Source organism: Phytohabitans flavus (assembly GCF_011764545.1).
GTDB lineage: Bacteria > Actinomycetota > Actinomycetes > Mycobacteriales > Micromonosporaceae > Phytohabitans > Phytohabitans flavus.
On record NZ_AP022870.1, the window covers coordinates 4,401,746 to 4,415,518 of the forward strand.

General features: G+C 72.6%; 15 protein-coding genes. 6 read left to right on the plus strand and 9 right to left on the minus strand.

What is annotated here, in order from left to right; genetic code table 11:
• Position 1 precedes the first annotated feature (1 nt).
• Positions 2-1,081, minus strand: a complete 1,080-nt coding sequence (locus Pflav_RS19215; protein WP_173037376.1) for a DUF2267 domain-containing protein — start codon at positions 1,079-1,081, stop codon at positions 2-4.
• Between the two features lie 433 nt (positions 1,082-1,514).
• On the opposite strand from Pflav_RS19215, the gene Pflav_RS19220 reads away from it, so the two are divergent.
• Positions 1,515-1,799, plus strand: a complete 285-nt coding sequence (locus Pflav_RS19220) for a DUF2795 domain-containing protein (protein WP_173037377.1) — start codon at positions 1,515-1,517, stop codon at positions 1,797-1,799.
• A gap of 9 nt (positions 1,800-1,808) precedes the next feature.
• Here the strand turns inward: Pflav_RS19220 and Pflav_RS19225 are convergent, their stop codons facing one another.
• Positions 1,809-2,156 (minus strand): DUF3140 domain-containing protein, encoded by a 348-nt coding sequence (locus Pflav_RS19225; protein ID WP_173037378.1) that lies wholly within the window; start codon positions 2,154-2,156, stop codon positions 1,809-1,811.
• Positions 2,157-2,224: 68 nt separating this feature from the next.
• On the opposite strand from Pflav_RS19225, the gene Pflav_RS19230 reads away from it, so the two are divergent.
• Complete coding sequence (locus Pflav_RS19230) at positions 2,225-3,166, plus strand: AEC family transporter (protein ID WP_173037379.1); 942 nt, start codon at positions 2,225-2,227, stop codon at positions 3,164-3,166.
• A 216-nt stretch (positions 3,167-3,382) separates the two neighbouring features.
• Here the strand turns inward: Pflav_RS19230 and Pflav_RS19235 are convergent, their stop codons facing one another.
• Positions 3,383-3,862 carry a universal stress protein gene (locus Pflav_RS19235; protein ID WP_173037380.1) on the minus strand — a complete coding sequence of 160 codons (480 nt, stop codon included), beginning with the start codon at positions 3,860-3,862 and terminating at the stop codon, positions 3,383-3,385.
• A gap of 8 nt (positions 3,863-3,870) precedes the next feature.
• Positions 3,871-5,433 (minus strand): MDR family MFS transporter, encoded by a 1,563-nt coding sequence (locus Pflav_RS19240; protein WP_173037381.1) that lies wholly within the window; start codon positions 5,431-5,433, stop codon positions 3,871-3,873.
• A 151-nt stretch (positions 5,434-5,584) separates the two neighbouring features.
• On the opposite strand from Pflav_RS19240, the gene Pflav_RS19245 reads away from it, so the two are divergent.
• Complete coding sequence (locus tag Pflav_RS19245) at positions 5,585-6,016, plus strand: TetR/AcrR family transcriptional regulator (RefSeq protein WP_232071632.1); 432 nt, start codon at positions 5,585-5,587, stop codon at positions 6,014-6,016.
• Positions 5,971-6,189, plus strand: coding sequence for an acyl-CoA-like ligand-binding transcription factor (locus Pflav_RS45865; RefSeq protein ID WP_232072704.1), 219 nt, complete (start codon positions 5,971-5,973; stop codon positions 6,187-6,189). Before Pflav_RS19245 ends, Pflav_RS45865 begins: the two co-directional genes overlap by 46 nt.
• Here the strand turns inward: Pflav_RS45865 and Pflav_RS19250 are convergent.
• A complete protein-coding gene (locus Pflav_RS19250; protein ID WP_173037382.1) occupies positions 6,137-6,670 on the minus strand; it encodes a hypothetical protein in 534 nt (177 codons plus the stop codon). The two genes, Pflav_RS45865 and Pflav_RS19250, sit on opposite strands and share 53 nt — an antisense overlap.
• A 183-nt stretch (positions 6,671-6,853) precedes the next feature.
• Here Pflav_RS19250 and Pflav_RS19255 point away from each other — a divergent pair, with 183 nt between their 5' ends.
• The gene (locus Pflav_RS19255; protein WP_173037383.1) at positions 6,854-8,167 is read left to right on the plus strand and encodes a condensation domain-containing protein; all 1,314 of its coding nucleotides are present in this window, start codon (positions 6,854-6,856) and stop codon (positions 8,165-8,167) included.
• Here Pflav_RS19255 and Pflav_RS19260 read toward each other — a convergent pair.
• From Pflav_RS19260 to Pflav_RS19270, 3 genes are read right to left on the minus strand one after another with little or no spacing between them, the layout of a single operon-like run.
• Positions 8,160-8,702 (minus strand): hypothetical protein, encoded by a 543-nt coding sequence (locus tag Pflav_RS19260; protein ID WP_173037384.1) that lies wholly within the window; start codon positions 8,700-8,702, stop codon positions 8,160-8,162. The two genes, Pflav_RS19255 and Pflav_RS19260, sit on opposite strands and share 8 nt — an antisense overlap.
• Positions 8,663-9,403, minus strand: coding sequence for a hypothetical protein (locus Pflav_RS19265; protein WP_173037385.1), 741 nt, complete (start codon positions 9,401-9,403; stop codon positions 8,663-8,665). The genes Pflav_RS19260 and Pflav_RS19265 overlap by 40 nt, the downstream gene beginning before the upstream one ends.
• Entirely contained in the window at positions 9,400-9,909 is a 510-nt protein-coding gene (locus Pflav_RS19270) for a SigE family RNA polymerase sigma factor (protein WP_173037386.1), read from the minus strand. Before Pflav_RS19270 ends, Pflav_RS19265 begins: the two co-directional genes overlap by 4 nt.
• A gap of 789 nt (positions 9,910-10,698) precedes the next feature.
• Between Pflav_RS19270 and Pflav_RS19275 the strand changes: the two genes are divergently transcribed.
• Entirely contained in the window at positions 10,699-12,867 is a 2,169-nt protein-coding gene (locus Pflav_RS19275) for a bifunctional diguanylate cyclase/phosphohydrolase (protein WP_173037387.1), read from the plus strand.
• Here the strand turns inward: Pflav_RS19275 and Pflav_RS19280 are convergent.
• Positions 12,844-13,722 carry an alpha/beta fold hydrolase gene (locus Pflav_RS19280; protein WP_173037388.1) on the minus strand — a complete coding sequence of 293 codons (879 nt, stop codon included), beginning with the start codon at positions 13,720-13,722 and terminating at the stop codon, positions 12,844-12,846. The genes Pflav_RS19275 and Pflav_RS19280 overlap by 24 nt on opposite strands.
• Between the last annotated feature and the right edge of the window lie 51 nt (positions 13,723-13,773).

Consider the following 13,773-nt stretch of genomic DNA (forward strand, 5'->3'; position numbering starts at 1 on the left):
GTCACGGGGAGGCGAGGCCCGCGCCCGCGTCCGCGATGGCGTCGTCGACCCGGTGGGCGAGGTCCACGTCGAGCCGGGTGACCGCGTCGACCGATCGGGTAGACACGGTCAGCGTCGCCGTGTCCCCGTCCCGCTCGACGTCCGGCGCCCGCCCCATCTCGCCGCGCAGCCCTTCGACCAGGTCCAGGACCCGGCGCAGGTTGTCCTCGGGCAGCTGGATGGTCCGCCGGAGCGCGCGGTGGCCGCCGGTCCAGTACGGCAGGTTGACCAGGGCCGCGGCCAGCTCGTCGTCGGTCAGCGGCGGGGTCTGGCCGTGCGGCCCGGTGACGCCGCCGCCGGGCGCGGGATCGCTGATCAGGTCGCGGATGTCGCCGGGCAGCTCCAGCTCCCCCACCAGCTCCGGCTCCTGGCGGGACAGGATGTACAGCACCGCCTGCACTCGCTGCCGCGCCTCCTCCGGTGCGGTGCCGGTCAGCCACGACACCTCGGCGACGAAGTCGTCCTCGTCCCAGGCCGGACCCGGCGCGGCGTCGACCTGCTCGGCGAGCAGCGTCGGCACGGCGTCCAGGACCTGCTGGCGCTGTGGCTCGTCCACCGTGCGTACCAGCGCGGCGATCGTCGCCTCGGCCGCCCGCCGCGCCTCGTCCACGGTCACGCCGATGTGGTCGGCCACGGTCGTGACGAAGTCTCGATGCTGCACCATGTCAGAACTTCTCCCTCCGGCCCGCGCGCACGCTTCCCCTGGTTGGACGGCCGTGCGGGCCAAACCCTTCTCATGCGCCCGGGTACCGGGCTCGCCTCGCTGGTCGGAAGCGCCGGGCGTCGCGTCGGCCTCTTCGGGCGGGACGGCTTCTTCGGGCGGGACCGTCTCCTCTTGCTCCTCGGGCGCGCGGAACAGGTCGGGTTCGCCGTCCAGGTCGTCCGGCGCCAGGTCGGGCACGGGTGCGTCGTCGTCCACCGCGGCGGCCGTCTGGTCCGAGTCCTCGACGGGTCGGACGCGCGGCTCTCCCTGCTGTTCGGCGCCCAACTCGCGGGCGGCCTCGCCAAAGTCCTCGTAGTCGCGGCTGCCGGCCTCTGTCACGGGCCCTCCTCACCACGACGCGGTGCCCGACCGGCCGGTCAGGCCGCCGCCGGGACGGACCGCGAGGCACGTGCGACCGGGCCGGCGGCGAGAAAGGGCGGCAGGGTGCGGCGAACCCGCCAGGCGGACACGAGCACGGGCGGTCTGGCGCGCCGGACCGGTCGGGTCGGTCGGCGACGGACCGGGCTGCGGCGGCGGTACCGGAGAGGGATCAGGCGCCGGCCCCGGCGGCGGCTCGGCGGGCGACGGCGGCCGCGGCGGCGGACCCGGATGCGGCGGCGCCGGCGGGGCCGGTGGCTCGGTCGCTGTGCTCATGCCCTTCCGGGTACCCCGGCCACGCGCGCCGAACCGCGTCCCCCGCCGCCCGGCCCCGCGCGTCCGGGCCGGATGTCGAGCGCTGGTTGGCGCGGGCCGGAGCGGGTAGCCCACCGCCATGGACGAGACCGGCTGGAACGACGTACGCGCGGCGCTCAACGACCTCGACTATCCGGCGAACAAGGACCAGGTCGTGGCCCACGCCGAGCAGCGCGACGCCACGGCGCCCGCGATGCGGCTGCTGCGCGGGCTGCCCTGGGAGACGTACCGCAACCTGGGCGAGATCCGGCAGTCAGCGCCGATCGACGCGGCCGCGGACGAGCGGCAGACGCCGGACGAGAAGGCCCGCCAGGCCCGTTCGCCGCACAACCGCCGGATCGCCGAGCACCTGCGCGACCTCTGACCGCCCGCCCTACGTGAGGTCGCGCCACGGGTCGTGGCCGACGGCCATGAGGCTGTGCCGCCACGGCGCCAAGTCCACGTCGTCGGCCGGCCGCTGGGACCGCCGGCGGTTGATCAGATCGGTCACGTCGCGCATCAGCGTGACGTCGGCGTCGTTCAGGTCGACCCGCCGCTTGCCCAGCACTTGGAGGACCCGGTTGCCGAGGTCCATCACGTCCATGCCCGGTTCCGGGTCGTACGTGTCGTTCAGCGCCGTCTCGGCGATCAGCCAGTCCCGCAACTGGGGCGAGGACATGTTGACCGCCTCGTGGAAGTCCTGCCACACCCGCTCCTGCTCCGGATCATCACGACCTGCCATGTGTGGTCACCCCCTCACGCAACCCCTACCCGATCAGCGGCGCGGCAACCGCCCGCCATGCTTACGCGGTGCGTGGCGTGCTGGCCGGCTTCGCGGCGATCTGGGTGGTCACCCTTGTCGGCTACCTGATCGGACGGTTCGAGCTGCTCGGCCCGTCCGGCCCGACGGTGCTCGCCCGCCTGGTGTTCTTCGTCGCCGCGCCGGCCCTGCTCCTGACCACGCTCGTCCGCTCCTCACCGGGAGACATCTTCACCGGCGCGCTCGCCGCGTTCGTGCTGAGTACCGTGCTCAGCGCGGGCGCCTACCTGGCCATCACGCTGCTCGTCTACCGGCATACCAGCAAGGAGCGGCCGGACTCGCCGGCGCTCACCGTCGGCACGCTCGCGGCCTCGTACGTGAACGCCGGCAACCTTGGCATCCCGGTCGCCGCGTACGTGCTCGGCGACGTGTCGTTCATGGCGCCGGTGCTGCTCTTCCAGACCATGCTGGCGGCGCCGATCGGGCTTGCCGTCCTCGACGTCACCACCGGCGGCCGGCGGCCGTCACCTCGGGCGCTCGCGATGCTGCCGTTGCGCAGCCCGCTCACGCTCGCCTCGGCGGTGGGCATCGGGATCGCCGCGACCGGGTGGCGGCCGTCGGACGAGGTGCTGCGCCCGTTCGACCTGGTGGGCTCGGCCGCGGTACCGCTGGCGCTGCTCGCGCTCGGGATGTCGCTGCGCGGCAGCCGGCCGTTCACGGCGGGGCCGGACGGGCGGGACCGGTACACGGCGGTGGCGCTGAAGGTGGTCGGGCAGCCGCTGCTCGCGTACCTGATCGGACGGCACGCCCTCGGCCTGGAAGGGCCGGCGCTGCTCGCCGCGGTCGTGACCGCGGCCCTGCCCACCGCGCAGAACGTCTTCGTCTTCGCCAGCCGCTACGACAGGGCGGTGGCGCTGGCCCGCGACGCGATCGTGCTCTCCACCCTGGCCGCGGCGGCGACGCTGGTCCTGATCGCGGCCTGGCTCGGCTGACTAGAGGATCAATTCCAAGGCAAGAGTTTGGGCTACCGCGATGTTCGTCGTGGTCCGGACCGCTGCTCCCGCGGCCTCACCCCCCGCGGTCCCCGAGGCGCGCTAGCAGCAAAATCCCTGATTTTGCTGCTACAGCCAGCCTTGGAAGCCACAAAATCAGGGATTTTGTCAGGATCTTGGCCGGTGACTCCAGCTCTCTATTTCGGTATAGATCGCCTAGGGCACGACAGTGATCGGCCAGCGGCCCAGGCGGACCAGTCGGGTGGCGACCGAGCCGCCGAACACCCGGTGCGGCTGGGTCGACGCGCCCACCACCACGATGTCCGCCTTCACCTCGCGGGCGACCTCGCGCAGGCAGCCGTACGCGTCGCCGCGCCGGGACACGAAGCACACCGGGATCCGCATCTCCTCGGCCACCTGCCGGATCTCCGCGCGCAGCTCGGCCTCCACCTCCTGATGCGCGGCGAGCATCATGGGCACCGCGCCGGGGACGGCCCACGCCCAGGTGAGCACGGGCGCCGCGTACGCCACGACAAGCCGGCAGTGTTGCCGCCGGGCCAGGCCGCAGGCGTACGCGGCGGCGCGCATCGACGTGTCCGAACCGTCCACGCCGACGAGGATCACGCGGGGTCCGTCGGTGCCGCGCTCGAAAGGCGGTGGGGCCCACCTCGGCCCGTACTCCGCCACCGCCTCCATCGGTGTGCCTACCGCGCGGGCGAGGAAACCGTGTCGGCCGTGGCACCGACCTCGGGAGCGGGATCGGCCGTGGAGTCAACGTCCAGGCTCGTGCGCAACGGCGGCGGCTTGAGCAGCACGGCGGCGATCACGCCGAGGACGCCGACGACGGCCGAGATGAGGAAGATGTGGCCGGTGGCGTCCCCGTACGCGGCCCGCACGATGTGCTGGACCGTGTCCGGCAGCGCGTTGAGGTTGAGCGTGCTGGTGCCGCCGTCGCCGCCCGAGGTGGGCAGCCCGGCCGCGGCCAGGTCGCGGGTGATGCTGTCGGTGACCCGGTTGGCGAGCACCGCGCCGAGCACCGACACGCCGATCGTGCCGCCGAGCGAGCGGAAGAACGTCACCGACGAGCTCGCCGCGCCGACGTCGCGCAGGGGCACGCTGTTCTGTACGGCGAGGATGAGGTTTTGCATCGACATGCCCACGCCCGCGCCGACCAGGAACATCGCCGCGCCCACGATCACCAGCGAGGTCTCGTGGTCGATGGTGGAGAGCAGCGCGAACCCGGCGACGAGCAGGATGGTGCCGGCCAGGATGTACGGCTTGACCCGCCCGGAGACGCTGATCAGGCGGCCGGCGACGATCGAGGTGAGCAGCACGCCGGCCATCATCGGGATGGTCAGCAGGCCGGCCTCGGTGGGGCTGTAGCCGCGGCCGATCTGGAAGTACTGGCCGAGGAAGACCGCGCCGCCGAACATCGCCGTACCGACCGCGAGGCTGGCCACGATCGCGAGGGCGGTGGTCCGCTCGCGGATGATGCCGAGCGGGATGACCGGCTCGGCGGCTCGTGACTCGACCCAGATCGCGGCGGCGAGCACCACGATCGCGCCACCCACCATGGCGATGCTCTGCCAGGAGAACCAGCCGAACGAGTGGTCGACGAACGAGATCCAGATCAGCAGCACGCTCACGCCGGCCGAGATGAGCGTCGCGCCGACGTAGTCGATCTTCACCTTACGCTTGATCGTGGGTACGTGCAGCGTGGCCTGGAGCAGCAGCAGCGCCACGATCGCGACCGGTACGCCGACGAAGAAGCACCAGCGCCAGCCGAGCCACGCGGTGTCCGCGATCAGGCCGCCCAGCAGCGGGCCGCCGACCGTCGCGAGGGCCATCGTGCCGCCCAGGTACCCGTTGTAGCGACCCCGCTCGCGCGGCGGGATGATCGCCGCGATCACGACCTGTACCAGCGCCTGGAGGCCACCGACGCCGATGCCCTGGAACGCGCGGGCGGCGATCAGCTCACCGGCGTTCTGCGCGAAGCCGGCCACCATCGAGCCGACGATGAAGATGCCGATCGCGATCTGCACCAGCAGCTTCTTGTTGAGCAGGTCGGCGAGCTTGCCCCAGATCGGCGTCGAGGCGGTCGCGGTCAGCAGGGTCGCGGTGACCACCCACGTGTACTGGGTCTGGCTGCCGTTGAGGGCACCAATGATCTTGGGCAGCGCGGTCGAGACGACGGTGGAGCTCAGCAGCGCGACGAAGAGCACCAGCAGCAGGCCACTGAGGCTCTCCAGGCGCTGGCGGTGGCTCATGGCATCGGGGCGACAGGTGCGGGCGCGGTCATACGACGCGGCCTCCAGGGAGCGGGACGGATCTGTTCATCTCGAAGCATGCCTCGAAGGTGCGCAGTGCGCAAGTTTTCTCACTGGGAACCGCGCCACCCTGGGCGGTACGCTGCGTGTGATGACCGCTACGACCAATCCGCCCGCTCCCGGGCTCCGGGAGCGGAAGAAGGCCGCGACGCGGCAGGCCCTGCACGAGGCCGCCGTGCGGCTCGCGGCCGAGCACGGCGTGGAGCGGGTCACCGTGGAGGCGATCGCGGACGCGGCGAACGTGTCGCGGCGCACGTTCTCCAACTACTTCAACGGCAAGGAGCAGGCGCTCCTGCACACCGACTACGCCCGCATGGCCCGCCTCGTCGAGCTGGTACGGGACCGTCCGGCGGGCGAGGCGGGATGGACCGCGCTCACCCGCGCCATCGAGGTGTCGGTAGCGGAGAACGCGGACGAGGACCCGAGTGGCGGGTCCGCTACCGCACGCTCCGCCGCGACCCGGCGCTCGCCGGCGAGCTGGTCAGGTCGTACACGGTGGCGGAGCGCGAGCTGTCCGGCGTGATCGCGGGGCGGCTCCCGGCGGCCCCGGACACCCCGCTACGCGCGCGGCTGCTGGCGGCGCACTTCCTCACGGCGGTCCGGGTAGCCAACCAGGTCTGGCTGGAGCGCCCGGAGGAGCCGCTCATCGACCTCGTCCGGCGAGCGCTGGCCACGACGGCCGAGCCGTTCGCATAGCCGGGCGCTGCCCGCGGGCGCGGGCGATGTCGAGGACCAGCAGCGCGAGGTTCGCGGCGAGCACGGCGCCGAGGATCGCGGTGAGCGCGCCGGCCAACCCCTCGACCGCGTGCCCGCCCAGCCACGCTCCGGCCAGGCCCCAGGCCAGCGTCGCGGCGAGCGCGCCGTACCGCAGACCCGGGCCGGCGCCGCGCCGGTACCAGGCCAGGTAGACGCAGAGGCCGACCGCGATCCCGGACGCCACCACCGCGAGGCCGGCGCTCGCGAAGAGCTCCGGCCACACGCTCGCCACGACGAGGATCGCCAGGAACCACCCGCCGAGCCCCACCACGGCCGCCGCGAGACTGCGCAGCAGCACGCTCGCCACCACGCCGAACCCGCCGCGCCGCCACACCCACAGCGCCATCCCGCCGAGCAGTACCAGCGCGAGCAACGCGCCACCGGACAGGACCGCGAGAATCACCCGCGCGATCGTCGGCATCGAAACCCCTCCCCACCATGACTTTGAGTCTGGTGTGGATCCGCCCGCTTCTCGATGGTGCCCACCGCCGTATCGGCGGTAAGGACAACCCCACCCCCCTTAGCAACTTTTGTACAAGGGACTGCAAGAATTCGACCGACAGGTGTATATCCATGAGCGCGAAGATCCGCCAGCATGGGTGGCGTGACGCTGATCGCTGTTCCGTTCGCCGGGGAGGGCGCCGGCGAAGACGAGCTGAGCTGGGGGCAGCAGGACATCTGGGGCAGCATGCGGCGGGACCGGTCGTGGCTGCCGATCGGCTTCGCGCGGCCCCTGCCGCCCGGCACCACGGTCGAGGACGTCGTGGCCGAGCTGCGCTGGTGCGTGAGCCGGTACCCCTCGATGCGCACCACGCTCCGCTTCACCGGCGGCGCCCTCCCCCGGCAGGTGGTGCACGCGAGCGGCGAGATCGCCCTGGAGGTGGTGGACGCCGCACCCGACGCCGACCCGGCCGAGGTGGCGGTGGGCGTGCAGGAGCGGTACCAGGACACGGACCACGACCACGCCACGGAGTGGCCGGTGCGCATGGCGGTGGTACGCCACCTGGGCGTGCCCGCGTACCAGGTGATGGTCGTCTGCCACCTGGTGGTGGACGGCCTGGGCGCCCTGGCCATGCAGGACGAGATGCGGACCCGCCCGACCGGCCCGAGCACCGCCCTCCAGGCGCTGGAGCAGGCGCGGGAGCAGCGCACGCCGGCGGCGGTACGGCGGAGCCAGGCGGCGCTGCGGCACTGGGAGCACCTGCTGCGCACCACGCCCGCCGACCGCTTCGCCGGATCGGCCGACCCGCGCACCCCGCGGTACTGGGAGCTCGTCAGCACCTCGACGGCGCTGCACCTCGCGGTCGGGACGGTCGCCGCGCGGGCCCGGCTGGAGACCTCGACCGTGCTGCTGGCCGCCTTCGCGATGGCGATGTCCGAGGTGACCGGGATCAGCCCGCTGCTGACGCAACTCGTGGTGGGCAACCGCTTCCGGCCGGGCCTCGCCACGACGGTCAGCCCGGTGAGCCAGACCGCGCTGTGCCGGCTCGACCTCGCCGGCTGCGACTTCGGCGAGGCGCTCACCCGCACGTGGCGGGCGTCGCTGGCCGGGTACAAGCACTCGTACTACGACCCGGCGGCGCTCGACGCGCTGGTCGAGCGGGTGGCCGCGGAGCGCCCGGATCCGGCGGTGATGCGCTGCGGCTTCAACGACCGGCGGGCGCTGACCGTCGACGTACCGCCGGTGGACCCCACCGGGGATGTGCGCGCCGCGCTCGCGCGGACGACCACACGGGTGGCGCGCCGGCAGGACAAGCCCTTCGACCCGTGCTACCTGCACGTGTTGCAGGAGCGGGACGCGATCGTGCTGGCGCTGTGCGCGGACACCCACTTCCTCGGCCCGGCCGACCAGGAGGCCGTCCTGCGCCGCCTCGAAGCATCCATTGTGGACGCCGCGTCGCGCTCAGCGGTTACTTGATCGCGGCCAGGTCCAGCACGTACTTCGCGCCGTTGGGCTCCTGCCACTCCACCACCGTCTGCGGCATCCGCACGGCCTTCGGGAGGGACACGCTCACCATCGTCGCCGCCGCGCCAGTCGTACGGTCCCAGACCCACGTCCGCCCGCCGGACTCGGTGAAGGCGCCGATCCCGAACCGCCCCGCGAACGCCGCCTGCTCATACGGCACCCGTCGCTGGCTGTACGGGATCTGGCGGAACCCGCTGCCGTCGAGCTCCTGCACGGTCGCCCCACCGTTGCGGTCGAGGCCGAGGCAGAGGACCGGGTTGCAGTCGACCATCTCCGTACCCTCGTGGGCGGTCCAGGCCCGGCGCGTGCCGGTCACCACGTTGAGCAGGTCGCCTGACCGTTCCGGGCGCACCGGGCCGGCGAAGTCCGCGCCGACCGGCCTGGTCGAACTCACCCACGGGAAGGCCCCGAAGTCCTGGTACCCCTCGGAACCGGGCACCAGCGACGTCACCCGGTCGCCGAGCGACATCTCGTAGATGCCGGGCACCGCCTCCTCGTCCCCGGCGTACCGCCAGTAGACCACCTCGTCCTGGAGGCCGATCGGGTACGCGGGCCCGGCCAGCGGCCACGTCGCGACAAGCCGCGCTGGTGTCCAGCCGTCCAGCGGGGCACTCCACAGCTCGTACGGCCGGGACTGCCGCTGCACCCCCACAGCACCCGGTCACCGGCCACGAACGCGTCGGCGAGTGCCGTCCCGTCCCGGTCGGCGGATGCCGGGCTTATCGGTTGCGCCGTCCCCGCCGCGCTGTCGAAGATCGCCGGCCAGTAGGCAATGCCGTCTGGCGCCGCACCCACCGAAACATCCGACTTCACCAGGTAGCGGCCGCTGCCCAGCACGGCCGACACCGTGTACTGGCTGCCGCCCGGAAGCGTGTCCGGGATCCGGTGCACCGCCTCGGGCCAGACGATTCGCGGCGACGCCAGCTGGCCGAAGTCCGGCACCGTGCCGGACCAGAGCGCCGCGGCGACCGGTATCGACGATGCCTCGCTCATGTGGATGGCGACCGGCACGACCGCGACCGCGAGCCCGACCGCGCACACGGCGGCGACCACCAGCCGGCCGGACCTGCGCCTGCGGGCCCGCCGCGCCCCGTAGACCGGCAGCCTGGCCAGGATCCGCTCGGGTACGGCCCGCGCGGCCTGGCGCTGCTGGGCCTCGCGGATCAGGTCCTCCAAGGACGCGGTCACGAAGGGACCCCCTCGATCACGGACGGCCGCACCGGGAGGGCGGCCCGCAGGGTCGCGAGCGCCCGAAAGATCTGCGTCCGGACCGTGACGGGCCGGCATCCGAGCAGCTCCGCTATCTGGTCGTCGGACATGTCCTCGTAGTAGCGCAGCGCCAGCGCGGCCCGCTGCCTGGGCGGGAGCGTGGCGATCAGGCGCAGCACCAGGTCGCGGTCCTCCGCCGCGGCCGCGCTGTCGGCGACCGGCGGGGCGATCGACTCCAGGGCCTCCGGCGAGATCGTCAGCATCCGGGCCGCCCGGCGCCGCCGCCAGGAGAGGAACTGGTTGAGGATCATGCGTTTCACGTACTGCTCCGGTGCGTCCAACCCGCCGATCCGCCCCCATCGCGTCTGCGCCTTCAGCAGCACCTCCTGGGTGATGTCCTCGGCAAGGTACGGATCCCAGGTCAAGACCGTGGCGTACCGCACAAGCGACCCTAATCGGGCCGTGGCGAACTCCTCGAAGGTCACGCCGCGCCGCCCTCCCCGTGCCGGCACTCTCTCCGACCTCAAGACACCCACCAGGGCTCCGGCGTTGCATGTGGATCAGAAGTTTTTTCGACGCGGGGGCTTTAGAGGCTTGGAGTTGGGGTGGCCTCGGCGGCATGTCGCGGTAAAAGATCCAAAACCAAGAAAGTCGAGCTACCGCGATGTCCGTGGTGGTCCGGACCGTCGCTCCCGCGGCCTCACCCTCCGCGGTTGGCAAGCTCACCCCGGGTTTGTGGTCGGCCGACCGCGACTTCGCCGCCGGGCCCGCGCTCCGGCCCAGCCTTCGACCGGCTTGCCGGTTGGGTGCGGACATCCAAGGCAGGCACGCGCCCGAAGGGCGCTCGGCTGGCTCGATCGACGCTACGACGCACGCCGTCCGGCAGATCGTGGTATCGAACCGCCCCTCCAGGGGCAGTTGCGTACCACGATCTCTTGCGTGCACCAACCCGACCGCGCCGATCGGGGAAGCGGGTCTTACCCCCTCGTCCGACAGCGTTCCCGGGTTGGGGTTGGGCTTGGAGCGCGGACCTGGCAGCGGAGGTCGGAGATTTCGGCGAGCGCCAGCGAGCCGCCGACCGGAGCGGTGCCCGCGGGAGCATACGGTCTGTGACTGGCGCGGACCGGGGCAAATATTGATCTCAAGGAATTGAATGTGACCCTCCGCACCCATATTTATGCGTTTTTGGGGGTACACAGAGGACGATCGTGTGATCCACAATACAGTTTCCGCGTCATTGCCGGGGCGCGGAGGCGACCACAGCGGAGGCGTACGTGAGGGTCGACGTGGACCAGCGGCGTTTCGCGCGCCGTGCAGTCGGCGCCGGCGTGGCGTGGCTGGCACTGTTCGCACTGCTCACCGCCCTGAGCCAGGGCTCCGAAGAGCTGGCCCGGTTCGTCGCCAACGTGGTGTTCGTCGTGCCGATGCTGCTCCTGGTCCCACTCTCCTACCTCGCCGCCCGGCGCTCCCGCGGCCGGCTGCAAACCGCCTGGCGGCTGCTGGCCCTCGCCAACTTCCTGTGGCTGGCGGGCGAGCTGATCTGGACCGGGTACGCCTACCTGCGGCCGGGCGGTGCCCCACCGACGCCCTCGGTCGCCGACGTCGCCTACCTGGGCATGTACGCGGTGGCGCTGCCGGCCATCGTGATCGGCTTCGGCGGCACCTGGGCCGAGCGGCAGGTGCGGTGCATGGTCGACTCCGCGCTTGTCACGCTCGGCATCGGCGCGGTCGGCTGGGCGGTGGTGATCGGGCCGCTGATGCCCGGCACGACGAGGGCCGGCGCGATCGTCACGTTCGCGCAGCCACTGCTCGCGGTCTCGATCGTGACGGCGCTCGTCGTGGTCGGGCTCTGCGGCCACCGCACTGTGCCGCCGTCGTTCCTGCTGGCGGGCGCGGCCTTCACGGTGGCCGGCCTGACCGATGCCGGCTACACATACCTATTCATGATCCACTCGTACGGCGACGCGAGCTGGGTCAACCTCGGCTGGCAGCTCGAGGCCGTGCTGCTCTGCCTGGCCGCGGCCGTCGCGGCCCGCCGCACCGAGCCCGAGCCGGAGGTACGCAGCCTCGACCGCGACCTGGCCGTACTGCCGGCCGCGGTGGCCGTGCTGTCGGTCGTCGGCATCGCCCTCGCCGACCTGCACACCGGCGGCCACCTGACCAACGCCACGCTCGTCGTCGGGCTGCTGCTGGCCAGCGGCCTGCTGCTGCGGCAGGTACTTGTCACCCGCGACCGCACCCGGCTCGCCGCGGCCCTCACCAGCGCGCTGCGCGAGCAGGAGCGGCTGGCCGTCACCGACCCGCTGACCGGCCTGTACAACCGGCGCTTCTTCCAGGAGATGCTCCGCCTGGACGCCGAGCGGGCGGAGCGGGACGGCACGCCTATCAGCCTCGTCATCGTCGACCTCGACAGGTTCAAGAAGATCAACGACACGTACGGCCACCCCGCCGGCGACCGTGTGCTCGTCGAGGCCGCCGACCGGATCCGCCGCGCGGTACGCCCCGCCGACGTGGTCGCGCGGTACGGCGGCGAGGAGTTCGCGTGCCTACTGCCCGGCGCCGGCGAGGAAACCGCGCTGGAGGTGGCCGAGCAGGTACGCCGCGCACTGTCCCGCACTCCCGTCGCGGTGCCCGGCGGCCGTGGTGAGGTACGGCTCACCGCCTCGCTCGGCGTGGCCAGCGCGGGTACCCGTGGCGGGCGGCCGCACGGCGACCTCGAGGGCCTGATCCACGACGCGGACGGCGCGCTGTACCGTGCCAAGGCCCGCGGCCGCGACCAGGTCTCCGCCGCCGGCCGCGTGGCCGACCTGGCGCTGGACACCGACCCGGACCTGCCGCCGGCGCTTGTGTGGCTGGCCGACCAGATCGACGCCAAGCTCGGCGGCCACGAGCACAGCACCGCCGTCTCGCGGTGGGCACTGCTCACCGGCGAACGCCTCGGCCTGCACCAGGCCGTCCTGCGCCGCGCGGCCGCGGCCGCCCGCCTGCACGACATCGGAAAGATCAACGTCGACGACGCGATCCTCACCAAGCCCGGCCCGCTCACCCAGGCCGAGTGGGACGTGCTGCGCCGCCACCCGCAGGAGGGCGCCCGGCTGCTGACCGAGCTCAGCGACCGCGCCGACCTCGCCCCGCTGGTCGGCGCCCATCACGAGCGCTTCGACGGCACCGGCTACCCGGCCCGCCTGCGCGGCGGCGGCATCCCGCTCGAAGCCCGGATCATCGCGGTCTGCGACTCGTGGGCCGCCATGCGCGCCGACCGCGCGTACGCGTCGGCGATGTGCGAGGCCGACGCCCGCCACCAGATCGAACGCGGCCGAGGCACCCAGTTCGACCCCGTGGTGGCGGACGCCTTCCTGGCCCTGGTGGACGAGGGCGCGATCGACGAACTAGCCCCGCTACGCCACGCCCAGGCGACTTTAGCGGGACAGCAGGGCGCGTAGGGCCTTTACCACCTCCGCAGGTGCTTCCTCGGCCATGAAGTGTCCACAGGAGACTGTCTCGTGGTGCAGGTCGGAGGCCCAAGCGCGCCACAGCGCCGCGGCATCGAAGCCGAGCAGCGCGCCCCAGTCCTGCTGGAGCACCGTGACCGGCATGCGCAGCGCGTTGCCGGCGGTGCGGTCGGCGCGGTCGTGCTCGACGTCGATGCCGGCCGACGCGCGGTAGTCGGCCACGATCGACGGCACCGCCGCGCGGGAGGCGGCCAGGTACGCGGCCCGTACGTCGGCTGGGATCGCTTCCGGGTCGCGGGCCCAGATGTCCAGGAAGTGGCCGAAGAACGCGTCCGGGCTGGCGCCGATGAGCTGTTCCGGCAGGCCGGGCGGCTGGGCCATCAGGTACAGGTGGAAACCCACCGCCGCGGTGGTCCCGCGCATCACGTCCCACATGTCGAGGGTGGGGAGCACGTCGAGCGAGGCCAGGTGGGTCACGGTGTCGGGGTGATCGAGGCCGGCGCGGATGGCGACAAGCGCGCCCCGGTCGTGCCCGGCCAGCGCGAACCGCTCATGCCCCAGCGCACGGGCGAGCGCCACGACGTCGGCGGCCATCGTCCGCTTGCTGAACGCGGTGCCGTCCAGGTCGGCGGGCTTGTCGCTGGCGCCGTAGCCGCGCAGGTCGGGCGCGATGACCGTGTGGTCGGCGGCCAGGTCTGCGGCGACGTGCCGCCACATCAGGTGGGTCTGCGGAAAGCCGTGCAGCAGGACGACCGGGCTGCCCGACCCGCCGACGGCCGCGTGGAGGGCGACGCCGCTGGCGACCGGCACCTGGTGGTACTCGAATCCGGTGATCTTCGGTGTCATGCGACCAGCCTGCGCGGCGGCGATCAGCAATCGCTGAGCAGCGGATGAGTA

Coding starts and splice junctions, on each gene's coding strand:
- Pflav_RS19245 (WP_232071632.1), top strand. CDS start 5,585: ATGACCGCTACGACCAATCCGCCCGCTCCCGGGCTCCGGGAGCGGAAG.
- Pflav_RS19225 (WP_173037378.1), bottom strand. CDS start 2,156: ATGGCAGGTCGTGATGATCCGGAGCAGGAGCGGGTGTGGCAGGACTTC.
- Pflav_RS19220 (WP_173037377.1), top strand. CDS start 1,515: ATGGACGAGACCGGCTGGAACGACGTACGCGCGGCGCTCAACGACCTC.
- Pflav_RS19240 (WP_173037381.1), bottom strand. CDS start 5,433: ATGAGCCACCGCCAGCGCCTGGAGAGCCTCAGTGGCCTGCTGCTGGTG.
- Pflav_RS19235 (WP_173037380.1), bottom strand. CDS start 3,862: ATGGAGGCGGTGGCGGAGTACGGGCCGAGGTGGGCCCCACCGCCTTTC.
- Pflav_RS19280 (WP_173037388.1), bottom strand. CDS start 13,722: ATGACACCGAAGATCACCGGATTCGAGTACCACCAGGTGCCGGTCGCC.
- Pflav_RS19250 (WP_173037382.1), bottom strand. CDS start 6,670: ATGCCGACGATCGCGCGGGTGATTCTCGCGGTCCTGTCCGGTGGCGCG.